Here is a 21,787-nt window from a genome sequence, read left to right as displayed (position 1 = left end):
CATGAAAGCAAAAGAAAGCAAACACATTTACCTTAAATTTTTTACCCTGATCATCATATGCGGCTTTTTAGGCGGGCTGGCTAGTTTCCTGCTGAACTATCCAGGCTTTGACGTTGTTGATAGCGTACAGCTGCTGCAAAACAATATTCTGGCTTACGGGCTTTATATTTCCTCTGCCGGTTCTGCTGTTTTAATGCTTATCACCGCGCTGTTTTACCTTTCAGCAAGAAACACTTACAGACAGCTGGAAACAAACGATTCGGATGCGCTCTATGAAAAAGCTGACCATCTCTGTGATACAGGGATAATCTTTGGCAATATCACGCTGATCTTCACCTTTGCTTTTTACGGTATCAATGTCAGCAGCATACACAATAGCAGCTCCACTTCCCTTTTATGGGCACTCGCGGCATTTTTACTGCCGATTATCTTCTGCGTTATTCTCCAGATTCTCTTTGTGAATCTGACCAAAAAGATGAATCCGGAAAAACAGGGAAACCCACTGGATTTAAACTTTCAAAAGGTATGGATGAACAGCAATGATGAGGCGGAAAAATTCATTCTCTACAAGGCTGCCTATAAAACCTTTCAAATTATGCAGATGGCCTTTCTCATTGTCATGATGCTGCTCATGTTTGCGGCCCTGACCACCCCCATTGGCGCGTTCCCCTTTATTATCATCGGTATTTTATGGGGACTGCAGAGCACACTGTGCTGTATCTTTTCCATGAATCTTCAAAAAAGTAAAAAAATAGACAGAGATGGCTGCTAAACCAAAAGGGAGGTACGTCGAAACGACGTACCTCCTTCGTTTTTGTCAGGCCTTCACGGCGTTCTTAATGCTTAAATCCATCCATTTCCTGCGTTTCCAACGGACTAAAAACATGGCGGCTCTCAGGATTTCATCACAGGCCATGGCGATCCATATCCCGACCAGTCCCCAGCCCAGTATAATGCCTAAAACATAACACAGAACCACCGACACAAACCATTGTGAGCTAATACCAAGGGCAATGGGAAACAAAATGTCATTGGCCGCCTGAAGTGAGCGGACCATCACCATATTTACCGCACGTCCGAGCTCCAGAAAAATATCGATGAACATCACCTGCTTGCCGAGGGCTATGACTTCCGGGTCTGAGGTGAAAAAACCAAAAATCTGATCACTGAACACAAAAAGCAGAAGCGCCACGCAGAAGGATACCAGCACAGATGACCGGAGTGTAGCTTTCACACGCCTGTCCGCGCTGTCATATTCCCTCGCTCCGATCATATAGCCTACTAAAACCTGGGAGGACTGGGAAATCGCATTGCTGTACAGGTAAGTGATCATGGCAAACATCACCGCGTACACACGGGTTGTAATGACCACCGCGCCGCAGAGATTCACAAATCCCATTGTCACGGTCTGGCTCAGCGTCCATGAAAGTGTCTCACCGCCCGAGGGAATCCCGATAAACAATAATCTTTTGAGCATCGCAGTTGGGAAAGGCCTCAATGTTTTTAAAGACATTCCCGGTTTGATTTTTTTAACGAACAGACAGACGACAATCACCACCCCGACAAGCTTGGCGATGTTGCTGGAGATGGCAGCTCCGGTTACACCAAGGGGGCCTGGCAGGCCAATGCCGTTAATCAGAATGTAGTTTCCACCGATGTTGAGCACATTCATAATAATGGAGACAAACATGGTTTCCTTCATCAGGCGGTTGCTCCTGAAAATAGCCGAAAAGGTCAGAAACACAGCCTGCAGAAAAAGACCCGCGCCAATGATTCGCGTATAGGCAACCGTTTCGGGCATAATGGTGTCTGGCACCTGCAGCATATGATAGATGGACTCTGTAAAAAACAGCAGAATCGCACTGATGATCACTGAGAAAATCAGGTTGACGATCAGTGCCAATGTATAGATTGTCGACACATTTTTATAATTTTTTGCGCCCATATTCTGAGAAACCAGAATTGTGGTAGCCAGTGATATGATGCTGAAAGAAATCAGCAGGACATTGATAATCTGGTTAGCGTTCCCGATGGCGCCCACACCAGTCTGTGACACCTGCCCCACCATCATCTGGTCCGTATTCCCCACCAGCATCTGCAGAAAAAGCTCCACAAAAATGGGCCATGTCAGCTTGAATAAGGATTCCTGTCTTGTATTTTCTGGAAAAGTTGTGGTCATTTTTACTCCTGTCATATAATAAATTGCTTTGTTATTATAGCATAAACAAGGGTCAGATAATGCTTCCAGTTTAAATTTGTGCACGTTTACTGTCATTAAATTATCAATTTTTAACCTTTGTGATTTTTCGTTTTGTTTTTCTTTCATTTAAGAGCAAAATATTTTCATTCTTTCCGCTTTGCAAAAACACTTGCCATTTACAGATGAAAACGTTAATAAATATTTGCATCAAATGAACATTAATCTATCTTGAGAATTTTACGAAAATTGAATAAAATAATATTAATTTTATTAGTTAAGGGAGATTACTATTATGGCAAATCGATTCGTTCTAAATGAAACATCATATCACGGCAGCGGCGCAATCAATGAAATTGCAACCGAAGCAAAGGCGCGCGGCTTTAAAAAGGCCTTTGTCTGTTCTGACCCTGATTTGGTGAAATTTAATGTGACAAAAAAGGTAACGGATATTCTTGACGAAGCAGGACTTGATTATGACGTTTACTCTGAAATCAAACCGAATCCCACCATCGAAAACGTACAGACTGGTGTTGCAGCCTTTAAGGCTTCCGGCGCAGACTATCTGATCGCCATCGGTGGCGGCTCCTCCATGGATACCGCAAAAGCCATTGGTATTATCATTACCAACCCTGAATTTGAAGATGTCCGCAGTCTGGAAGGTGTTGCCCCGACAAAGAATCCCTGTGTTCCGATCTTTGCCGTTCCAACCACTGCCGGTACCGCAGCAGAAGTCACCATTAACTACGTTATTACCGATGTCGAAAAGAAACGTAAATTTGTCTGTGTCGACGTACATGACATCCCGGTCGTTGCCTTTGTAGATCCGGACATGATGTCCAGTATGCCAAAGGGTTTGACCGCTTCCACAGGTATGGATGCCCTCACACACGCCATCGAAGGCTATACAACCTTGGGTGCCTGGGAGCTTTCAGATATGTTCCACTTAAAAGCCATTGAGATCATCGCACGTTCCTTAAGGGGTGCTGTCGAAAACACTCCTGAAGGACGCGAAGACATGGCACTCGGCCAGTACGTCGCGGGAATGGGCTTCTCCAATGTCGGTCTCGGCATTGTCCACTCCATGGCCCATGCCTTGGGCGCTGTTTATGACACGCCACACGGTGTTGCCAACGCGATCCTTTTACCCTCCATCATGGAATATAACGCGCCTGAAACCGGCGAAAAATACAGATACATCGCGCAGGCCATGGGTGTTGAAGGCACTGAGAGCATGTCTCAGGAAGAATACCGCAAAGCCGCTGTGGATGCGGTTCGCCAGTTGTCAATCGACGTCGGTATTCCTCAGGATTTAAAGGAAATCGTCAAGGAAGAAGATATTCCTTTCCTCGCACAGTCCGCATTTGATGATGCCTGTAAACCTGGCAATCCAAAAGATGCCAGCCTGGAAGACATTGTTGAACTGTACAAAGCTCTGATGTAAATCCTTTTTTACCATTCATTCTCCAACAATACCTCATCAAAAAAGAACCCACCGGATCATCCCTCCAGTGGGTTCTTTTAATATTTATTAACTTTCCTTTTTAAAACGTGCAAGACCAAGCCGCAGGGTAAGGCTTCCCCATTTAAAAAGCTTTTCTCTCAGTGTTACCGGAACTTTTCCATTGAAAAAAGACATGTCTCTGGAAATAAATCGATCATAAAATAGCTCCCGCTGCTCACATCCTTGACAGAGCTGTGAGCACTGCGCCAAGAGTTCGTAGCATTTATGCCTTTTCGCTTCAACTTCATCTACCCTTAGTGCTCGCAGTAATGCTGTATTACAATAGATAATGTCGTAAGTCTCCGCATTGATGATATAAACAAAGCTGTCTAATTCGTCCAGGATAGCTGTGTCCATATTAAAATAAGCATGCTGCTTTTGAAACTGCAACGCATGATAAACTGCATAGGTGTTTTTACCTCTGCATTTCGCCACATACAGAGCCGCATCTGCGTTTTGGTAAAGCGTTTTAAAGTCCCTTATCGCTTCCTCTACAAAAGCAATCCCCACAGATACCGTAATCTTTTTATCCTGAACCTCCAGCTCGCTAAGACGCTCGCAAAACTTTTGCGTCAGACTGCAGATATCACTTTCATAATCCTCGCCCGTCACAAAAACAAGGAATTCATCACCACCAAGGCGCCCTGTAAGTGCCTTGTCACCAAAAACCTCTGGGATTATCCGTCCAATTTCCTTTAAAACGTGATCCCCCTCTGTATGTCCGTAAAAATCATTAATCTGTTTAAAATTATCAATATCCGCTATGAGTATAGCCGACACACCCTTGTCCAAAACGCTGATCTCTAAGCTCTGCTTTACCATTTCTTCAATGGTTTCTCTGTTATAAAGCCCTGTCAAAAAATCCTTCTGTGCTTTGAGTAAAAGTTTGTCAATACGTTTTTGTTTTCGTTTTTCCTCCTCAATATTTTCGGAGGTACCGATGGCTTTCATGGGCTGTCCGTCCTCGTCCAGCACCATCGTATAGGTAATGCGGTACCAGCAGTACTTGCCGTCTGGTTCCTGAATCTGTACCTCCGCCGAGGTTTTGAGCTTGCCCCCGCTGATATCCTCATAAAGCCGCAGATACTCACCGAGAGATTCAGGGGACACATAGCCCTTTGTCACGCTTTCGTCAGGCATATTGGGATACACCAGGCGCCGGCTTCCTTCTTTGTTCCACTTAGTTTCCTTTATCAGGCACTTTGTCTTTATATCATATTCCCAAATGCTTATATCCAGATGCTCAATGGCGGCTTTAAAGCGTTCTTCAGAAAGCTTCAGCTTTTCTTCTTTTTTCTTGAGCTCAGAAATATCAGTAAAAATACCATGGTAGACCATACAGCCTTCATCGGTTCCGTAAAACTCAGCCGAAAAATTGATCCAGCCAAATCCACCGCCTCTATTTACTGATCTGAAATCAATGTTGATGGGCAGCCGCTCCGCTGCGCTTTTATAAACTGCGTTAAAATAGTACGCCCTGTCCTTGGCATATATCAGTTTCAAACCGTCCTCACAGGTCAGCAGCCTCTGGTACTCCTTTTCCTCATAGCCCAGAACCTTTGCGAGTCCAAAGCTCATGTACTTTGTTTTAATATTTTCCCCATTAATTTTTAAGACGACAACATCACCTGGCGTACTGTTCAGCACAGTTTCAAACTCATTCTGAAGCTCAACCTGCTCGGTAATGTCAATACAGGCGCTCACGATAGCCAGCCGGCCATCCTCCGCGCGCACCACCCGCCCCCGGTCAATAACCCAGAAATAACTGCCGTCCTTGCGCAGCGTGCGGTAGCGGACAGTATACTCGTCGCCTTCCTTATCTTTTGGCCCGACTATCTGTGCAACATACTCGTGATCATCGGGATGAATCGTATTGTTGACAAAGCCGCCAGTCCCCTCTATAAAATCATCATAGGAATCATAGCCCATGATCTCAAGCATTTCCTTATTGATGAAGTAGAGCGGAAAGCCAGGCTCACAATAGCCGCCGATAAGTCCATTTGGTGATGACTCGCCCAACAAAGAGAGAACAGCCTGCTGGTTTTCCTTTTTTAAATTTGAAAGGGATTTTTCTTTTTGAAGAATTTGGTTTTCCATTTCCTTTTCTCTGGAAATATCCTCAACCAGGCCAACTGCCCTCACTGGCTTTTGCGTTGAATCATAGATATTGGTCAGCGTGATCCTGTTCCAGAGATAACTGCTGTCATATAGTTTAACCCGCACCTCGCAGCTTGCTTTGGGAGCGCCTTTAAATATCTTACGGTACATCTCCAAAAAGCACACCTTTGAATCCGGATGGATCACACCTTCATCGACCAGGCTGTTCGGCACATTGACAAGGTGTGGCTTCAACCCGTATTTTTTCGCAAAATAATCTGAATAATCAATGGTTCTTTTCTCAATATCAAAATCAAAAATCGTATTGTTGGTCGCCTCCATGGCGATCCGGAACCGCTGCTCCGAAAGGCGGAGCGCCTCCTCAGACTGCTTCTGCTTTGTCACATCAATAATCGACGCATAAAAGAGCTGGCGATCTCCCCGATCCGCCAGGAAAAAGAGGCGCATGTACATCCACATGTATTCACCGTTCAGCCGTTTCCGCCTGAACTGAATATCTATTCCCTTTTCAGGCGTTTTTGGCGCTCTCTGCAATGCGTTGAGGACAATAGGCTTATCTTCATCAGGTACGCGGTCCAGAATATGACGTCCGTTCGTTTTTAAAGCCTCCGCATTACAGCCCGTCGCCTGGTAATACCCCTCATTGACCCTTAAAACCTCAAGATTGCCCTGGAAGTACTCATAAAAAGCCACACCGCCTATCAGATTATTTAAAAGCGATCGGGTCATACTGTCCGAATGCACCAGCTCATCATAGCTGATCGTATTGCTCTTTTCACGTTCCATTCCCGAAAAATCAAGTTTATCGGCATCCTGTAATAACAGCGCTTCAAATTCATCTGTGGGCATGGGCTTATAGTAGTAATATCCCTGGGCGTAGTGACAGCCGATATCCAAAAGAAAATCAACCTGCTCTTTTGTCTCTACCCCTTCTGCAATCACACTGAGGTCAAGCCATTTTGTCATCCGGACCACCGATTCCAGAATATTGCCGGCACGGCCCTTTAAATGTTCCATGTCGGAGAGAAAGCGCATGTCGATCTTCAGCACATCGACATTGATATCCTTCAAAATGTTGAGTGAAGAATAACCGCTGCCAAAATCATCCATCAAAATGGTAAAGCCCAGGTCGCGAAGCCTGTTCACAAGGCTCAGCAGCTGATCCAGATTTTTGGTGTAAGCACTTTCGGTAATCTCCAGCTCCAGCAGATATGGAGGCAGATTATACTTCTTCACCATATTTGCCAGCAGGTCGCTCAGCCCCTGATGGTACAGATTAACCCTCGAAACATTTACCGAGGTTGGTATGGGCTGGTGTCCATTATCAATCCAGTTTCTCATTAAACGGCAGACTTCTTCCCATACATAAGCATCGAGCTTTAAAATAAAACCATTCCGTTCAAAAACAGGAATAAAGGCCGCAGGACTGATAATGCCCTTTTCCGGATGAATCCACCGGACGAGGGCTTCACAGCCGACAATTTTATTGGTGCGCATATCGCATTTTGGCTGTATGTACACCTGAAACTGGCGTTCTGCCAGAGCATGAGCCATCTCGTTAACAATTTCCTGTTCCTCAATCAGCGAGCTTCTCAGATGATTGTCATAAACGGCCGCACGTTTCAGGTAGTTTCCCTTTACAGAGTTGAGCGCAAGGATCGCCCGGTCACACATCCTGCTGACTGGGAGGTTCACATCATCAATATGATATAGGCCTGCAGCTATGGATATCTCCATATCCAATGGGTATTGCTCCAGACTATCCGTCAGCCTCTGCGCAGTACTGTCTGCATCACCCTCCATATCCGGCAGCAGGATAGCAAATACATCTGCCACAATGCGCCCGGCACAGCCTGCCTTTTCCGCTGCCCAGGTATTCAGCTCATCGCCAATATACTGGAGCAGACGATCCCCCTCCTCTGCACCGAACAGGTCATTGATAACCTTGAAACGCTCAATGTCAAAACAGATAATGCTGTATGCTTTTTCAGGAAAACCCATTAAAATTTCATGGACATTTTTGTAAAAGGTATCTTTGTTCAACAGCCCTGTCAGAGAATCATATTCTTCCAGAGTTTTTAAATTACTTTGAAGCGAGGTATTTCGGACACGCTGCCTGATCATACGCGGATCAAGGGGCCTGGGCAAAATATCCGTCGCGCCAAGTTTGAGGGCCTGCTCCTCCATGATGGGATTGTCCGCATCTGTCAGCACTAAAACACCTGTCCCCCGCGATGCCTGTATGTCCCATAGAACAGTCCGAAGCGCCGTCGGCATTTCATTAAACAAAGCATAACTAAAAATAATCACTGCCACCGTTGACTTATTCTGTTGGAGAAACCTCAAAGCGGCATCGTTTTCTTTTGAGACAACAACTTGGTAGCTCTTGTTTAAAACATTGTCCAGCAAAGTGTTTTCAGCAGGATTTTCATCGACAACTAAAACTGTCTTACCAATCATTACTTTACCCCCGGCGTCCATCATGCCAATAAATTTCAAATATTAATTATATTATAGTATAAATAACCCTCAAAATAAAGTTAAAACGATTCTGATGCTTTGTATGTCTTAATTTTTGCTGTTATTCCATCATCGGCTGTGTTAAAATAGTGTACAAGTCTAAATTTGAAATTATTGACAGGAGCCTTTTAAATGAAGTCTTTTAAAGCATCTGTATCGAACGATCTCCAGGATCTGTTACTGCTCAATAAGAAATATAACCGTTTCAGCATGGGGCCTTCCGAGCCGCTGCGCATTGTGAGCTATTTTGTTCTTATCTATACTGTCTATGCCCTCTTTATGGTCTATCTGCAGATCAAGCTTTTTGCAGGCGGTTATTTTGTCTATCTCGGCCTGTTTGCTTTTCGCCTGATCAGCGGTGTGCTTGGCGCTTTGTTCTTCCTCGGAAAATTCAACCCGCTGCTCATCAGGCTCTTGGCTCATTTCTGGCCAGACCGTTACTTTTCAGTAAGAACCTTTACCTTTACACCCAAAAAGCTTGAAATTCTCTTTCGCGATAAAAAGGTGATCTTTGCCTATGGCGAAATCATTAAATGCGACATGACCGAAAGCCTTATCACACTGCAGACAAAATACCAGAACTTTGTGATCCATGAAAATGACATGACCCAGGGCACCTGGGCCGAATTCAAGAGCTTTCTGAAAGGCAAAAAGGATCAGTTCAACAAAGACCCAAAACTGTTCCGGAAAGAGGCTTTAAAGGATTTATAGAAAAGCCGCCGGCAATTTAATATGACCCCTTCAAAACTTTACTTCGTAAGTACCCGCATCTTATTCTTAAGAGCAAGATGTTTTACTTTAGAAGGAACAAAATTGTGATGAAATTAATTGTAATCGTATGGCAAACCATGTATAATATAGTTGTTAGTATCTGTTTGGCAAATTGGTAGATTATATTAGAAAAGGAGATTAAAATGACTCAGACAGGTAAACTATTGGAAATGGCCAAAAAAATGGCCGAAGCAGCCGAAAAAAAGGCTGTTGAAATTGATGTACCCATGGTAATTGCAGTATGCGATATGGGCGGAAACACCGTTTTAGTCCACCGCATGGAGGATTCTTTACTGGCAAGTATCAGTATTGCTCAAAACAAGGCCTACACAGCCGCTTCATTAAAAATGCCGAGCTCTGTTGCAGGGGATGCTGCAAAGGAAGCCGGAGAACTCTTTGGTCTTGGTAATTGCTGTGAAGGCAGAATTGTGACATTTGGTGGTGGATTCCCGATTATAGACGGAGATCGCATCATTGGCGCCATTGGTGTCAGCGGCGGCAGTGTCGCTGAAGACGAGAGCGTTGCCCAGGCAGGACTTGCGGCTCTCTAAGATATTCTTTTGATATAAAAATCTGCCCCCAACCTCAAAATTTCAAGTCTGAGGTTGGGGGCAGTTCTTTTAACCGCATTTTCACCCCGCCAGCAGCAGTCCAAAAGTGCCGCTCTTCAACAAAATATAAAGCCCCAGCCCGATAAAGACAAGGGGGATCAGCATATCCTTATATTTTTCAAGAAACACCTTAATCAGGGGATACTGGCCTATTTTCATTCCCAGAAAACACCATACGCCAATCAAAACCACAAAAATCACGATAATTGTTATGATTTCTCCAGCCCCCAGATTCGTGAACAAGGGGATATAAACACTCACATTGTCTGCACCGTTTGCCAGAGTTAAAAAGTAAACGTACAAAATATCTGCCGGAAATATTTTCTCGAGAAACTGTCTTAGCCTTCCGGGTTCCCTTTGCGCTTTGTCTGTCTGCTGGCTTTGATCACGCCCTTTATTTCTGAGCTGCCGCACTGCGCCCAGCCCAAGCAAAATCGGAACCAAGCCGAACAGGCCGATATACGCGTGGGGCACAAAGGAAATGCTGTAGCCAAAGAAAAGGCTGAAAAAGGTCAGTGTCAAAACTGCCAGGTACTGGCCAAGGATAATTCTCCACTTATCCGCCGCTGTCTCTGCCCTTGAAAAAAGCAGGGTCAGGATTAAAATATCATCAATATTTGTCCCCGCAAAGGACAACAGCGCAGTCATAACAATGGGCATACTTTCCTCCCTAATCTATAATATCTTTTTATTCCACTATTTTATCCTTTTTTATCTGTAAAAGAAAGGGCTAAATAGCATCATGTGATTTCAAAATGGCCTGCTTATGTTATAATCATACTATCTCAACCTGTCTGTTCGACAAAAAGGAGGCGCATCATGGCGATTATAGGGATTGATTTAGGCACGACAAACAGTCTTGTCACCGTGTGGAAAAATGGACAAAGTATACTGATTCCAAATACTTTTGGCCATTTCCTGACACCAAGTGTGGTCAGCATTGACCATGAAACCATTTATGTGGGCGAGATTGCAAGGGAACGCCTGATCACCCATCCAAAGGAAACTGCCAGTATTTTTAAACGTTTTATGGGTTCAGACAAAACCTATAACCTGGGGAAACAGCGTTTCAGACCTGAAGATCTTTCTTCCTTTATTCTTAAAAAACTGAAGGAAGACGCAGAAGCCTTTTTAAAGGAGCCGGTGGAGGAAGCCGTCGTCAGCGTCCCCGCTTACTTTAACGACGCTCAGCGCTCTGCCACAAAGCGGGCCGGTGAGTTGGCTGGCCTGAAGGTGGAACGGCTGGTCAATGAGCCCTCGGCTGCCGCTCTTGCCTGCCAGCTGATGAATGCCGAGGAGGACGCAAATCTCCTTGTTTTTGATTTTGGCGGCGGTACCCTTGATGTGTCCCTTGTCGAGTGTTTTGACAATGTTATCAACGTTCTGGCTGTCAGCGGCGATAATCGTCTTGGGGGCAGCGATTTTGACCGGCTGCTGGCCCGTTATTTCTGCCAGGAAAAACGACTTGATTTTGAGGCGCTCAACGAAAATACCAAAGGGGTGCTCCTGCAGAGTGCGGAAAAATGCAAATTTGACCTCACTGACGCCGAAACGGCAAAGATGACGGTTTCTGCCGAGGAGCTTCACGACACACTTCCAATCAGCCGTGAGCAGTTTATTGAAATTGCCGCGCCGCTTTTCACGCGCCTTACAGAGCCCATAAAAAAAGTGCTCATTGACGGCAGTCTCTCCCTCGATGAAATTGACCAGGTCGTTCTGGTTGGCGGCTCCTGCAAGATGCCTGTGGTCAAGCTCTATGTGAATTATGTCCTCGGCAAGGAGGCGGACAGTATTGGCTCGCCAGATACCATTGTGGCTTTGGGTGCCGGTGCTTATGCTGGTATCAAGGCGCGCCACCAGGATATTCGGGATATTCTCCTGACAGATATCTGTCCTTTTTCTCTCGGCGTTAATATTGTTAACCCTCTGGAGCACTCCAGAGATTTGATGTCTGTCCTTATTGAGCGCAACACGACGCTTCCTGCCAGCCGCACGGGTATCTACTGCACAGCCAGCGATTTCCAGTCAAAAATCGAACTTAAAGTCTACCAGGGCGAAGGGCGCTACGCAGATGAAAACAGCTTTCTCGGCAAGCTTGATCTGCCCGTGCCCAGAAAGCCAAAGGGCCAGGAGACCGTTGATGTCCGTTTCACCTATGATATCAACGGCATTTTGGAAGTGGAAGCCACTGCCCTCCTAACCCAAAACACCAAAAGCCTTCTGCTCATCAGCGATTCCAACACCATGGATAAACATGAAATCGAAAAAAAGGTTGCGGCGCTGCAGAAATATAAAATTCATCCAAAGGATAAAGATGAAAACAGACTTCTTCTCGCCAGAGGTGACCGGCTGTTTACTCAGACAGTGGGCGAACTCAGAAAAGCCGTGGAATTTGAGCTTTTCCTGTTTTCCCACGCTCTGGAAAGCCAGAAAACGCACGCAATATCAAAGGCCCGGGAGCGCTTTTCTTATTTTCTTGATCAGGTTAGCTGGGAGCTTGAAAATGGCGGCTTTGGGCCGTCACTCACAAACCCGGATAAAAACTGGTATCAGACATTCAAGACTGAGGATACAGGCGACAAGACAGGAATCCCTTCAGAAGAGGACTTGAAAAATCTGTTCCTGAACTGGCAGTTGAACCGAAAAAAGAGGGATGACTAAATGGATATCTGGAAGATACTTGATATCAACCCAACCCGGGATCTCAAAGCCATCAAAAAAGCTTATGCCCGTCTGTCAGTAAAATATCATCCTGAGGAGCACCCTGAGGAATTCAGGCAGCTCAACGATGCCTACAAGGCAGCGGTTAAATACGCAAAAGGCAGTCTTACAGCACAGACCATCCCCGGGCCGTCACCAGCATCGGTCTTTCCTGTCTCTGAAAATGAAAAAAATATTCCAAACCAGGCTCAGGAGAAAGACGAGCCTGATTTTGAACAGCTGATTGAGCAGGGTCAGAAAAAGGCTCAGGAGGCAAGCCTCCGTGAAATCGACACAGGCCTTTCCTGTGTGAAAAATCTTTATCTGAAAACAAAAAAACAGCGGCTGAAAACGCTCAATTCATTTTTACAGTCCGATTTTTTTGCCGAATTTCACCAAGACCCTTATTTTATCAGTCAGTTTATCCATATTTTAAAAAGATGCCCCATCGACGCCACAGTAAACCATCTGATCAAAAGCGCTTACACATCCACCTTTTTTACTGCTGACAGCGAATTGCCCTGTCAGCCTCTATTCGACTTTTTGGATAAACGCATTAAGCGTGACAGCCGGACACGCTCTTTTATCACCTTTGGAATCGTCCTTATTGCACTCGGGGCAATGATGGTTTATCATTTCACCCAATCCGCCCGTGACGCTGAAAAATACAGCGCTGCCAATGTCGAAGCCTATCTGGAAGATTTATATCAGATTGATTTAACCGTGGATGAGCCCAAGAGCGTTAATCCTGAAAAGGACCCAACCCGAAGCCTTTATCCTGAGGGCCGGCTGTATACGGTCAAGACTGCTGACCAGAGTCTTCAGGACGCCACTGGCTTTGAAGCGCTCTGGAAAAAGAACAATCCGGAAATTGATCTGCTGTCCGATACCTATGCCCGGGAAACCTCTGATTATTTCGCTGCCCAGTGCGGCATTGACCCCAAGGGACAGTGGGCCATGCTGGACACCAGTTTTACCAACCTGTGCCACCTTTATTACAGTCCTTCTGAAGGAAAGGAGGCTTTTGTTGAAAAATTCGAGCAGTATTATAACGCGGTTCAGACGAGCCATTACCTGAGACAGACCGGGCAGATGACCGTCCGCATTCAGGCGTCTGGCAGCTTTAGCGCCTCATTGCCATTAACCGTGGATATCATTAAAGACGTTCCCCTGGACAAAGATGCCTTTCAAGCTGATTTCTCAGCCTATTGGGATGAGGACGCCTCGAAAAATCAGCTTGCTTATCAGCTTCTTAATCCTTAAAATTAATCCACCCATTAAAGGAATATCGTTCAAGCCTTTTTTCTTTTTAACGTGTAAAATGAATTTCAGCAACCAAAAAGGAGACTGAAAATGAACTTGGAAAATGAAAAAAGTGTCATGATTATTGACGAAGCACTTCCTCTTGGCATCATCGCCAATACTGCCGCTATCCTGGGCATTACGCTCGGCAAAAAAAGGCCGGACATTGTGGGCTGCGATGTAACAGACCAAAACGGAAACGCGCACCTCGGCATTATCGCCTTCCCCATTCCTGTTTTGAAGGGAAACAAAGACAGCATCCGGGAAATCCGCCAAAGGCTCTACACATCCGATTTCAGCGATGTGACCGTTGTGGATTTTTCAGATTTAGCGCAGGGCTGTAATGATTACGATGAATTTATTGACCTCATGGCAGGCGCGCCAGAGGCTGATCTTCAGTATATGGGCGTTGCCATCTGCGGCCCCAAAAAGAAAGTGAACAAACTTACTGGCAGCATGCCGCTTTTGAGATAGCTTACATTTCCGCCGGATAACCTTCAGCGGGCGGAACAGGATATTCTTTGGGCGATCAAAAGCATATGGCGTCTCGGATGTTCCCCATTTGGGCTTATGCTGTGGCAGCAGCTCAATGATCCTTGCGGTCCGCTCGCTGTCCTTAACCTCATGTCGGCACAAACAAAATAAGGCAATAAAAAACGATGTGTTCTCAACACATCGTTTTTTATCCGAAACCATAAAATCTCAGCCTTTTGAAAGAATGGCGTTTACCGGACAGTTGTGATAGCAGTTGCCGCACTCATCGCACCGGTTTCCGTTAATTTTGTAGGGTTCACCCTCCTCAACCGCGTCAAAAGAGCAGATTTCCGCGCATTTTCCACAGGAGGTGCAGGCGTCTGTTATGGTCAGGCCCGGATTTACACAGGGCATTCCGCCATAGGCAAAGCGCTCACGTTCCAGCTTATGATCACGCTTTTCTTTTGCGTAATCAAAGTCATAGCGTTCTCCCCAGGCCCGGTAGAGCACAAAAATGCGTGTCCTGGGATATTTTTGGATGTCATAGACCGCCACGTTAAAATCCCGGCTTCCCCTGGCTTTTTCCTCCACCTCGTCCATTGTGAGCTCCCGCATGTCCCCGGTGATCCGCATGGTATAGCCCGGCACAAAGGAGGGCAGATTATTTTCATCATGGCTCACCTGACTGCTGGGGTACATTCCGCACACACTGACCTTACCCGTCTGCTTCAGCTCTCTGTAAAACGGCTTAACGTCCATGGTTCGAAAGTACAGCCCGTCTTCATCAAAGGCGAAAAAATGGGCGATCCGCGATTCCACATAACCGTTCTCCGCCAGGGTTGAAAAAGTCACACAGCCAATCTGATCAAAATTTTCATATATTTCTTTTATCGTCATCATTTCTTTTCTCCATTTCTCTAAAGCGCTCTGCAATATAAGCTGCGGTCTCCCCCATCAGGTCAAAGCCAAACATCTCGGTATTGTCCTCTGACGCATTGGAGACAGCGTTCACATCAATAATATAAAAGTCCCTTTCTGTCTCAATAATATCAAGGCTTCCGAATTCAATGTTCAAAAGCTCCATTGCCCTTACGGCTGTCTGTCTGAGCTTTTCGGGGCAGTCTGTATAGTGGGTGTAGGCAGAACCCAGGTGATAGGCCGACAATCCATCCGCTGTCACACTGCGCTTTAAAATGAGACGGCATTCTCCGCCGATCACCTCGACCCGTGTGATATAGCCATAGACAGGACGGATGTATTCCTCCGCGATCATGCTGACCGCTGGTATCTCCGCCACGGCCCCTGCCAGCGCCTCTGCCTCACTGATGATAACCGTACAGGTGGTCCTTCCCCCGCAGTCTGGTTTGATAATGCAGGGGTAGCGAAGGCTTCCCGGGTCAATCTCATTGGGCAGAAACACGCCGTAGACATCTGGAACCGCAATCCCCTTCTGTTTGAGAATGGCCGTACTGAGGGCTTTGCTGGTTTCATAGAAATGCGCCCTGGGCGGATTGAGTATCGGAATGCCTTTACACTCTGCCTGTTTTATAACCTCCGGCATGCGCTCCAGCGATTTGTGATGCGCTCTGAACTGCGCGCTGGCAAATATCCGGCTGACAAGCAGATCACAGCTGTTAACCAGCTCAAAGGCGTGATCCTCCTCAAGGCTGATGAGACAGGCCTCAATTCCAAAGGACTGGATTTCCTCAAGGAGCTTATAGCTTGACCATTCCTCTGACTCGTATAAAATCCCAACCATTTCCTATTCCTCCCTTCTCAGAAATGCAGCCAGCTTCTTTGTCTCAGGCGACTCGAGCAGCCCCGCCGGCCCATGCTCAACGATTTCTCCCTGATCCATGAACACAAAATAATCGGCAAACTTTTTGAGAAAACCAATCTCATGCGTGACAAAAATACAGTCTTTTCCCAGATGCTTAAGCTCGGTGATGGCCTCCAGAACCTCGCCTGTCAGAATCGGGTCAAGGGCTGCTGTCGGTTCATCCAGAAACAGAAGATCTGGCTCTGTGCACAGCGCTCTGGCGATGGACGCCCTCTGGGCCTGTCCACCGGACACATGTCGGGGCAGCTTATCGGCCTGCTCCGTGAGATGAAACTGGTCAAGGAGACCGCTGGCCTTAAGTTCAGCCGCATCCGGGCTCACACGCTTAATCTTTTCAAGGATCAGAAGAATGTTTTTCCTGAGGGTCAGATGGGGAAAAAGGTTGTGCTTTTGAAACACAACACCGATCTCCCGCTGGTATGCCTGAACCGTTTCCCGGTTAACCACTGTGTCATTCACCTTGATGGTTCCCTCCTCTGGAAACTCGATCCCTGCCAGCTGGCGCAGCAGGGTTGATTTGCCACAGCCCGAAGCGCCCATAATGCCAACGGCCTTTTTATCTTTAATTAAAAGATTTAAATTTTTTAATACACGGATGTCATACTTTTTTGTAACCTGCTGCAGCTCTATTCTCACTTTGAAAGCCTCCTTCCAATAACCTGAGCCAAAAGCGACAGCGGGATCGTCACAGCCAGATAGGCGATCCACATCACCAGATATCCCTCTACCGAGGCCCAGTTTTTGGCTGCGATCACTGTGATCACATAGGCGATTTCCGGAAAGGATACAACCTTTAGCAGCGCGGAGCCCTTGATGATCCCTGAGAGGTGATTGATGAACGCCGGCAGCAGAGGCTTTACCATCTGAGGCAGAATCACATAAAAATACTTCTGAAAGCCCGTGAAATGGTAAAGCTGCATGACCACATACTGGTCCTCATCAATCACCTCCGCTGCGCTCTGGTAGGAGTTCGCCACATAGGGGGCTGTGTACAGTGTTAAGGCCGCAATGCCAAGTACAAACTTGTTGTTTACATGCACGGCCTCCCCCAGCACATAGACTGCCAGAAAAACCATGACTAAGAGCGGCGTTCCCATGATGATCTCTCTGAAAACAACCGCGATCCCTTTGATAAAAGGAATGCGGCTTTTCATCATCAGGTAAATAATAAATCCAAACACAGCGCTCAGAACCAGGGTGATGGCGCTTACCATCAGCGTATAGCCTACGCCGCTCAGAAGCAGGGGCCACTGGTCAAGAATCAGGTGGTACCGCGGGTGATCGGTGGTATGGCTCAGAACATAGAGGATCAAAAGAAAAAACAGAACGCCTGCCGCCAGGTATTGAAGTGGCCTGCTGTACTTTCTTACCATATTCCGCACATCCTTCCCTATTGCTGCGGCGGATAAATGATAAAATCAAGGCCCAGGCTGTCATCCTTCAAATAATTGTGGATCGCCTCGTCGTATTTATCACCGGCTGTCCTGTAGAATCCGCCGTCCTCGTACATGCTTTTTACAAAAGCGTTGGCCTGGTCCAGCAGCTCGGTATTGCCCTTTTTAACCGCCATTGCGGACTGGCTGTATTCTTTAATGCCCCAGTAAATCTCTGTGGTATCCGGATAAGCATCATGATCGCCAATGATCGTGTTTGCCCCCACCAGCACATCCGCGGTTCCGTTGTTTACTTCCATTAAACCGCTGGCCACATCTGTGATCTCCTCAACCGGGACACCATAGCTCTGGGGAACCGACACGGAGATCGTGCCTGCCAGCCCGACATATCTGGCGTCCTTAATGGCAAAGAAGTCCTCTGGCTTCATTTCATCTGTAACATTGTTCCGTACAGCAAAATCTTTGCCCACCAGCGCCAGAGTCCGGCCATACAGATAAGGCTCTGAAAAATCAACCACTTCTTTCCGCTCCTCATTGATCGTCATATCACAGATGACGATGTCAGCCTCTCCGGTTTCCAGCGCTGGAATAAGCATGGAAAAATCCGTATTGATAATCTCGACCTTACGCCCGAGGTAATCGCCAAAAGCTTTGGCGATATCCACCTCAATCCCTTTGGGATTCCCATTTTCATCCATTTCTGTAAAAGGCGGAAATTTCAGATCCATGGCAACCTTAAGCGGGGCTTCATCGCCTTGCGCTCCGCTTCCCTGACCAGAACAGCCTGCAAAAACCAAAACCGCCATCAAAATACTCACAAACACGCCTGTTATCTTTTTCATTGTCTACTCCTTACTTTTTTAATCTCTATACACGCCAGAGACTATACCACCTCGGCCTCAGTGCAACGACTGTTTTTAACTTCTGAGAGCACTTTCCCGATATCACCGTCGATACAGACAGACTGCTTCGCCATACCCTGCGGACAGGCTGCCTCCCCCAGATTGATACAGGCGTAAGCCGCCCTCGGATTTTCTGCGGTCATCTGCCAAAATGGATACTTAATGATCACCGGCGTATTGCTGCCTACCCCAAGCTCCAGAAGTAAAAGCCTCGCGTTTTTATGCTGGCGGATGAAACCCTCATATCGGCTGTGCGCCGCATACCAGCCCTCATCCTGGACAAAGGTATTGTCACAGCGGAGATTCATTGCCATCGATGCGCCGCATACCGGACAATGCGGCAGAAGCGCTGATGGAACCCGCCGGTCCTTCTGCTCTGCGACCATTCTCCTGACTGCGGCCTCATTGTCCCAGGTTTTACTGCAGCAGGGTTTTGAGCACTGCCACAGGCCATAGTCTCCCTGCGTATAAAACAGCCTTTTCTTATCAAAGCCTGACAGCTGGAACTGATGATCCACATTGGTCGTAAGCACAAAATAGTCCTTATGTCCGACAAGCTCAAGGAGTGTTTCATAGGGCTTGCGGTCATGCTCTTCGTAGCGGTTATGATAGATATACCGGCTCCAGTAGCCCCAGTGCTCCTCTGGCGTGTCATAGGGATAAAAACCTGCCGAATACATATCCGGGAAATGGTAAGCCCTGATAAAATCCGGAAAAAGCCTTTCAAAACGCTCACCCGAATAGGTCATACCCGCAGAAGCCGACAAACCAGCCCCTGCGCCAATCAGTACCGCATCCGCTGTCTCAATGGCGTTTCTCAGCCAGCAAGTCTTTCGCGCTCTATCCTCTTCTCCTGTCATCGTATTTTTAAAAAGCAATATGCTCACCTCGCTTCATGTTTCATGATTTCTTTTCATACCTATATCATAAAACAGAGTCTGCTGACTGTGAAGAAGGCACAATATTGTGGGGTAGTTTCCAAATGGTAACCATTGGGATTTTACAGGCTTTTTTCTTTAAGCTTTCCTTAAGGCTTTTTTGAAAAGTGCCATTAAAAAAAGCCTTTCATGATCCTCATCCAATCATGAAAGGCCTTTTTACCAGCGTCCGTACATTCTCACAGTGTGTCAAAAATCCGGACAATTTCTTTTGCTACCTCATTCACAAGCTCAAGCTGCTCATCGGTTAAATCTTTTGTCGAAACCAGGCTGTCATTTAGCGCGATCCTTTTTCCCAGAAGCGTCTCCACATCGACCATTCCTGCTACTGCACCGCTGTATTTTTCAATGGCGCGTCTGGCGCAGCACCGCCTGCAGCCATCCACTGATATGGTTGGATGGTTTTGAGCAAATGCCCGTTCCTGCTCACCGCCTGCAATAAACAGCGGCAGGCACAGGGTGCTGACCTCTCCAGTCCTCAGCTCCTCCATCATTTTGCGGACTGCCAGCCGTGAAAGGGTTCCGCCCAGACATTCCTCACCGCTGCACGCGATAATCCCAATATTCTGTTCGCTCATTGCCTATTCTCCTTCCATCACTGCTTTCGCTTCTTCTGCCATAACTCCTGCCAGCTCATCGGCAAATCGCCAGCCATCCTCTGACAGACGGGTGCCGGTGCCGTGTTCCTCACCTCGGTGCGGTTTCATAAAATCAATCACACGGTGCTTATTACGGATGTTTCCTCCTGCGGCCTCCACACTTTTCTGTGCGCAGCATTTGGCACAGCCATCAATGGTAATACAGGGCTGTCCTTCTATTTTCGCAATAACTTCGTCATCGCCGGTGACAATGTGGGCCAGGCACATACTTTCGGTTGTCTCAGGAAGCAGCTCACCGGTCACCTTTAAGGCTGCTTCACGGGCAATCAGCCCAAGCACTTTTCCAATACCGCTGCATGGAATAATCTTTACCTTAGATTTCAATTTCCTCCACCTTCCTTTTCATGATTTCATAATACACCTCATCACGGATAAGCATTTCGGTATCCTCCTCCCATTTCTCCAGCCTTATCTCCGCGATCCATCCCGCTTCATAGGGACTTTCGTTAATAAGCTCAGGGGCTTCCTCCAGGGCCTTATTGATGGCTGTAACCACACCGCTGACCGGTGAAACCAGCTCAAAGATTGATTTCCCAGATTCTACTGAGCCCGCATCGTCAAACTGCGCAAGCTTTCGCCCAACCTCTGGAAAATCTACAAACAAAATATCGGACAGGTTCTGCTGGACAAAATCTGTTACACCTACACGGGCGATGCCGTTTCTTACAAGAGCCCAACAGTCATTCTCATTGAAGTAATAATCGCTTTCAGGAACTTTGAAAACAAACTTCCCTTTGGAAAAAGATCTGTAATGGATGGGACCTGCCATCTCAAAGACAGAGGCTTCACCCTCATCGGGCTTTGACTCAAAACCTTCGGCGAGGGCATTTACAAAGTCCTCGATGGATTCATCCATTTCCAGATAATCGGTTAACGAGAGGCCCTTTTCCCTGGCGCGCTCACTTACATTAATCCGTTCCGATACCTTTAAATTTTTTTCGGCAGCCAGTTTGCTGGCACACTTCGTATTACAGCCGTCGATGACCAGCAGCGGCTTTTCAGCCAGTGCTTTCCTGTATCGTTTCTCTGCGGCATGGTACAGCACCGGGCAGATCAGCTCATGATCGCCATTCCCCAAAAGCTTAAGGGCGACTTCGCGGGTCAGCGATCCCGCGAATTTGTCCAGCCCGTTACAGGGAAGCACACAAAAATCCTTTTTCATGATTTTTTATCCTCCCTCCGCATGGCTTTGATGGCCTGGGTTGTCGCTGCTTTATCTGGAAATGTGATGGCCTCCGGACCGCAGGTCTTTCCGCAGGCACGGCAAAAAACCACACAGTTTACCGGATTTTTTACCACCAGCTGATGCACGCTGCCCTCCTGCACTTCAAATACCCGGTGCGGACAGAAATCCACACAGTCCATACAGTCGTTGCATTTGCTGTAATCAATGCGGGGGGACCAGTCAATCCGGTTTCTTTCCACGCCCATAAATGTTGTGTCACTCATACTTAAACCTCCAGTCCCATAGCTTCAAGGGCTTTTTCAACCTTTTCAAAGGCCTGCTCGTTTGTCATATCCCGGATATCCAGCATGACCGCGTCCTTTTCAATATCCAGCCCAGCCTCCTTAAAGGCATCCTTAAACATTTTTCGCTGCATATTCGGCGCACAGGCGCCAATCATAAGTTTTCGATGTGTTTTTAAAAAATCTGCCCAAAAACGGTCTCCATCCTCCTCACACAGCTGCGGATGAATGACGGCATATTCCACTGGCAGCTCCACACGCACCTGATTGATAAAATCCCATATATCCATCGCCTGAAATCCCGGACATTTTCCCGTACACACACACATTATAAATCCCGGTAATTCTTCATTCATATTAGCACCTCTTTATATAATTATTTAATTATAT

The 21,787-nt window shown here is 46.7% G+C and carries 21 protein-coding genes; 7 read left to right on the top strand and 14 right to left on the bottom strand.

Features of this window, described 5'->3' with window-relative positions:
- The first annotated feature begins 1 nt into the window (after position 1).
- On the top strand, positions 2 to 772 hold the full coding sequence (locus B2M23_RS16020) for a DUF3169 family protein (protein WP_038353804.1): 771 nt from the start codon (positions 2 to 4) through the stop codon (positions 770 to 772).
- Positions 773 to 817: 45 nt separating this feature from the next.
- Here B2M23_RS16020 and B2M23_RS16015 read toward each other — a convergent pair whose 3' ends face one another.
- On the bottom strand, positions 818 to 2,179 hold the full coding sequence (locus B2M23_RS16015; protein WP_038353986.1) for an MATE family efflux transporter: 1,362 nt from the start codon (positions 2,177 to 2,179) through the stop codon (positions 818 to 820).
- A gap of 313 nt (positions 2,180 to 2,492) precedes the next feature.
- On the opposite strand from B2M23_RS16015, the gene fucO reads away from it, so the two are divergent.
- The gene (gene fucO / locus B2M23_RS16010; RefSeq protein ID WP_038353805.1) at positions 2,493 to 3,641 is read left to right on the top strand and encodes a lactaldehyde reductase; all 1,149 of its coding nucleotides are present in this window, start codon (positions 2,493 to 2,495) and stop codon (positions 3,639 to 3,641) included.
- Between the two features lie 87 nt (positions 3,642 to 3,728).
- On the opposite strand, the gene B2M23_RS16005 is transcribed toward fucO, so the two are convergent.
- On the bottom strand, positions 3,729 to 8,279 hold the full coding sequence (locus tag B2M23_RS16005; RefSeq protein WP_052237444.1) for an EAL domain-containing protein: 4,551 nt from the start codon (positions 8,277 to 8,279) through the stop codon (positions 3,729 to 3,731).
- A 192-nt stretch (positions 8,280 to 8,471) separates the two neighbouring features.
- Here B2M23_RS16005 and B2M23_RS16000 point away from each other — a divergent pair, with 192 nt between their 5' ends.
- Entirely contained in the window at positions 8,472 to 9,050 is a 579-nt protein-coding gene (locus tag B2M23_RS16000) for a hypothetical protein (protein ID WP_013380047.1), read from the top strand.
- A gap of 203 nt (positions 9,051 to 9,253) precedes the next feature.
- On the top strand, positions 9,254 to 9,661 hold the full coding sequence (locus B2M23_RS15995) for a GlcG/HbpS family heme-binding protein (protein WP_013380046.1): 408 nt from the start codon (positions 9,254 to 9,256) through the stop codon (positions 9,659 to 9,661).
- Positions 9,662 to 9,742: 81 nt separating this feature from the next.
- Here the strand turns inward: B2M23_RS15995 and B2M23_RS15990 are convergent, their stop codons facing one another.
- Positions 9,743 to 10,381 carry a cadmium resistance transporter gene (locus B2M23_RS15990; RefSeq protein WP_013380045.1) on the bottom strand — a complete coding sequence of 213 codons (639 nt, stop codon included), beginning with the start codon at positions 10,379 to 10,381 and terminating at the stop codon, positions 9,743 to 9,745.
- Between the two features lie 159 nt (positions 10,382 to 10,540).
- On the opposite strand from B2M23_RS15990, the gene B2M23_RS15985 reads away from it, so the two are divergent.
- The 3 genes from B2M23_RS15985 to B2M23_RS15975 all read left to right on the top strand — a co-directional run bounded on the left by B2M23_RS15985 (position 10,541) and on the right by B2M23_RS15975 (position 14,197).
- Positions 10,541 to 12,382 carry a molecular chaperone HscC gene (locus tag B2M23_RS15985; protein WP_038353806.1) on the top strand — a complete coding sequence of 614 codons (1,842 nt, stop codon included), beginning with the start codon at positions 10,541 to 10,543 and terminating at the stop codon, positions 12,380 to 12,382.
- Positions 12,383 to 13,684, top strand: coding sequence for a J domain-containing protein (locus tag B2M23_RS15980; protein ID WP_038353807.1), 1,302 nt, complete (start codon positions 12,383 to 12,385; stop codon positions 13,682 to 13,684).
- Positions 13,685 to 13,774: 90 nt separating this feature from the next.
- The gene (locus B2M23_RS15975) at positions 13,775 to 14,197 is read left to right on the top strand and encodes a DUF2000 domain-containing protein (RefSeq protein ID WP_038353808.1); all 423 of its coding nucleotides are present in this window, start codon (positions 13,775 to 13,777) and stop codon (positions 14,195 to 14,197) included.
- Between the two features lie 228 nt (positions 14,198 to 14,425).
- Here the strand turns inward: B2M23_RS15975 and B2M23_RS15970 are convergent, their stop codons facing one another.
- The 11 genes from B2M23_RS15970 to B2M23_RS15920 all read right to left on the bottom strand — a co-directional run bounded on the left by B2M23_RS15970 (position 14,426) and on the right by B2M23_RS15920 (position 21,753).
- Positions 14,426 to 15,097, bottom strand: a complete 672-nt coding sequence (locus B2M23_RS15970; RefSeq protein ID WP_038353809.1) for a 4Fe-4S binding protein — start codon at positions 15,095 to 15,097, stop codon at positions 14,426 to 14,428.
- The gene (locus tag B2M23_RS15965; RefSeq protein WP_052237445.1) at positions 15,072 to 15,956 is read right to left on the bottom strand and encodes an ATP-grasp domain-containing protein; all 885 of its coding nucleotides are present in this window, start codon (positions 15,954 to 15,956) and stop codon (positions 15,072 to 15,074) included. Before B2M23_RS15965 ends, B2M23_RS15970 begins: the two co-directional genes overlap by 26 nt.
- A gap of 3 nt (positions 15,957 to 15,959) precedes the next feature.
- Positions 15,960 to 16,673, bottom strand: coding sequence for an amino acid ABC transporter ATP-binding protein (locus tag B2M23_RS15960; RefSeq protein WP_038353810.1), 714 nt, complete (start codon positions 16,671 to 16,673; stop codon positions 15,960 to 15,962).
- Positions 16,670 to 17,410 (bottom strand): amino acid ABC transporter permease, encoded by a 741-nt coding sequence (locus B2M23_RS15955; protein ID WP_038353811.1) that lies wholly within the window; start codon positions 17,408 to 17,410, stop codon positions 16,670 to 16,672. The genes B2M23_RS15960 and B2M23_RS15955 overlap by 4 nt, the downstream gene beginning before the upstream one ends.
- A gap of 17 nt (positions 17,411 to 17,427) precedes the next feature.
- Positions 17,428 to 18,273 carry a transporter substrate-binding domain-containing protein gene (locus B2M23_RS15950; protein ID WP_052237446.1) on the bottom strand — a complete coding sequence of 282 codons (846 nt, stop codon included), beginning with the start codon at positions 18,271 to 18,273 and terminating at the stop codon, positions 17,428 to 17,430.
- A gap of 41 nt (positions 18,274 to 18,314) precedes the next feature.
- The gene (locus tag B2M23_RS15945; RefSeq protein ID WP_038353990.1) at positions 18,315 to 19,193 is read right to left on the bottom strand and encodes an SIR2 family NAD-dependent protein deacylase; all 879 of its coding nucleotides are present in this window, start codon (positions 19,191 to 19,193) and stop codon (positions 18,315 to 18,317) included.
- A 257-nt stretch (positions 19,194 to 19,450) separates the two neighbouring features.
- Positions 19,451 to 19,849, bottom strand: coding sequence for a putative zinc-binding protein (locus B2M23_RS15940; protein WP_038353812.1), 399 nt, complete (start codon positions 19,847 to 19,849; stop codon positions 19,451 to 19,453).
- Positions 19,850 to 19,852: 3 nt separating this feature from the next.
- Positions 19,853 to 20,254, bottom strand: a complete 402-nt coding sequence (locus B2M23_RS15935; protein ID WP_038353813.1) for a putative zinc-binding protein — start codon at positions 20,252 to 20,254, stop codon at positions 19,853 to 19,855.
- Positions 20,244 to 21,092 (bottom strand): glycine cleavage system protein GcvH, encoded by an 849-nt coding sequence (gcvH, locus tag B2M23_RS15930; RefSeq protein WP_038353814.1) that lies wholly within the window; start codon positions 21,090 to 21,092, stop codon positions 20,244 to 20,246. The genes B2M23_RS15935 and gcvH overlap by 11 nt, the downstream gene beginning before the upstream one ends.
- The gene (locus B2M23_RS15925) at positions 21,089 to 21,379 is read right to left on the bottom strand and encodes a 4Fe-4S dicluster domain-containing protein (protein WP_038353815.1); all 291 of its coding nucleotides are present in this window, start codon (positions 21,377 to 21,379) and stop codon (positions 21,089 to 21,091) included. The genes gcvH and B2M23_RS15925 overlap by 4 nt, the downstream gene beginning before the upstream one ends.
- Positions 21,380 to 21,381: 2 nt before the next feature.
- The gene (locus B2M23_RS15920; RefSeq protein ID WP_038353816.1) at positions 21,382 to 21,753 is read right to left on the bottom strand and encodes a hypothetical protein; all 372 of its coding nucleotides are present in this window, start codon (positions 21,751 to 21,753) and stop codon (positions 21,382 to 21,384) included.
- Positions 21,754 to 21,787: the final 34 nt, after the last annotated feature.

Origin of the sequence: Eubacterium limosum (assembly GCF_000807675.2) — a bacterium.
Classification (GTDB): domain Bacteria; phylum Bacillota; class Clostridia; order Eubacteriales; family Eubacteriaceae; genus Eubacterium; species Eubacterium limosum.
The sequence above is the reverse complement of the archived record's forward strand: the minus strand, read 5'-3'. Positions and strand labels throughout refer to the sequence as shown.

What these genes read in the sequence shown, in the direction of transcription:
- B2M23_RS16020 (WP_038353804.1), top strand. Translation starts at nt 2, where the DNA reads ATGAAAGCAAAAGAAAGCAAACACATTTACCTTAAATTTTTTACCCTG.
- gcvH (WP_038353814.1), bottom strand. Translation starts at nt 21,092, where the DNA reads ATGAAAAAGGATTTTTGTGTGCTTCCCTGTAACGGGCTGGACAAATTC.
- fucO (WP_038353805.1), top strand. Translation starts at nt 2,493, where the DNA reads ATGGCAAATCGATTCGTTCTAAATGAAACATCATATCACGGCAGCGGC.
- B2M23_RS15945 (WP_038353990.1), bottom strand. Translation starts at nt 19,193, where the DNA reads ATGACAGGAGAAGAGGATAGAGCGCGAAAGACTTGCTGGCTGAGAAAC.
- B2M23_RS15975 (WP_038353808.1), top strand. Translation starts at nt 13,775, where the DNA reads ATGAACTTGGAAAATGAAAAAAGTGTCATGATTATTGACGAAGCACTT.
- B2M23_RS15980 (WP_038353807.1), top strand. Translation starts at nt 12,383, where the DNA reads ATGGATATCTGGAAGATACTTGATATCAACCCAACCCGGGATCTCAAA.
- B2M23_RS15925 (WP_038353815.1), bottom strand. Translation starts at nt 21,379, where the DNA reads ATGAGTGACACAACATTTATGGGCGTGGAAAGAAACCGGATTGACTGG.
- B2M23_RS15990 (WP_013380045.1), bottom strand. Translation starts at nt 10,381, where the DNA reads ATGCCCATTGTTATGACTGCGCTGTTGTCCTTTGCGGGGACAAATATT.
- B2M23_RS15965 (WP_052237445.1), bottom strand. Translation starts at nt 15,956, where the DNA reads ATGGTTGGGATTTTATACGAGTCAGAGGAATGGTCAAGCTATAAGCTC.
- B2M23_RS15995 (WP_013380046.1), top strand. Translation starts at nt 9,254, where the DNA reads ATGACTCAGACAGGTAAACTATTGGAAATGGCCAAAAAAATGGCCGAA.
- B2M23_RS16015 (WP_038353986.1), bottom strand. Translation starts at nt 2,179, where the DNA reads ATGACCACAACTTTTCCAGAAAATACAAGACAGGAATCCTTATTCAAG.
- B2M23_RS15920 (WP_038353816.1), bottom strand. Translation starts at nt 21,753, where the DNA reads ATGAATGAAGAATTACCGGGATTTATAATGTGTGTGTGTACGGGAAAA.
- B2M23_RS15970 (WP_038353809.1), bottom strand. Translation starts at nt 15,097, where the DNA reads ATGATGACGATAAAAGAAATATATGAAAATTTTGATCAGATTGGCTGT.
- B2M23_RS15940 (WP_038353812.1), bottom strand. Translation starts at nt 19,849, where the DNA reads ATGAGCGAACAGAATATTGGGATTATCGCGTGCAGCGGTGAGGAATGT.
- B2M23_RS15985 (WP_038353806.1), top strand. Translation starts at nt 10,541, where the DNA reads ATGGCGATTATAGGGATTGATTTAGGCACGACAAACAGTCTTGTCACC.
- B2M23_RS15955 (WP_038353811.1), bottom strand. Translation starts at nt 17,410, where the DNA reads ATGGTAAGAAAGTACAGCAGGCCACTTCAATACCTGGCGGCAGGCGTT.
- B2M23_RS16000 (WP_013380047.1), top strand. Translation starts at nt 8,472, where the DNA reads ATGAAGTCTTTTAAAGCATCTGTATCGAACGATCTCCAGGATCTGTTA.
- B2M23_RS15950 (WP_052237446.1), bottom strand. Translation starts at nt 18,273, where the DNA reads ATGAAAAAGATAACAGGCGTGTTTGTGAGTATTTTGATGGCGGTTTTG.
- B2M23_RS16005 (WP_052237444.1), bottom strand. Translation starts at nt 8,279, where the DNA reads ATGATTGGTAAGACAGTTTTAGTTGTCGATGAAAATCCTGCTGAAAAC.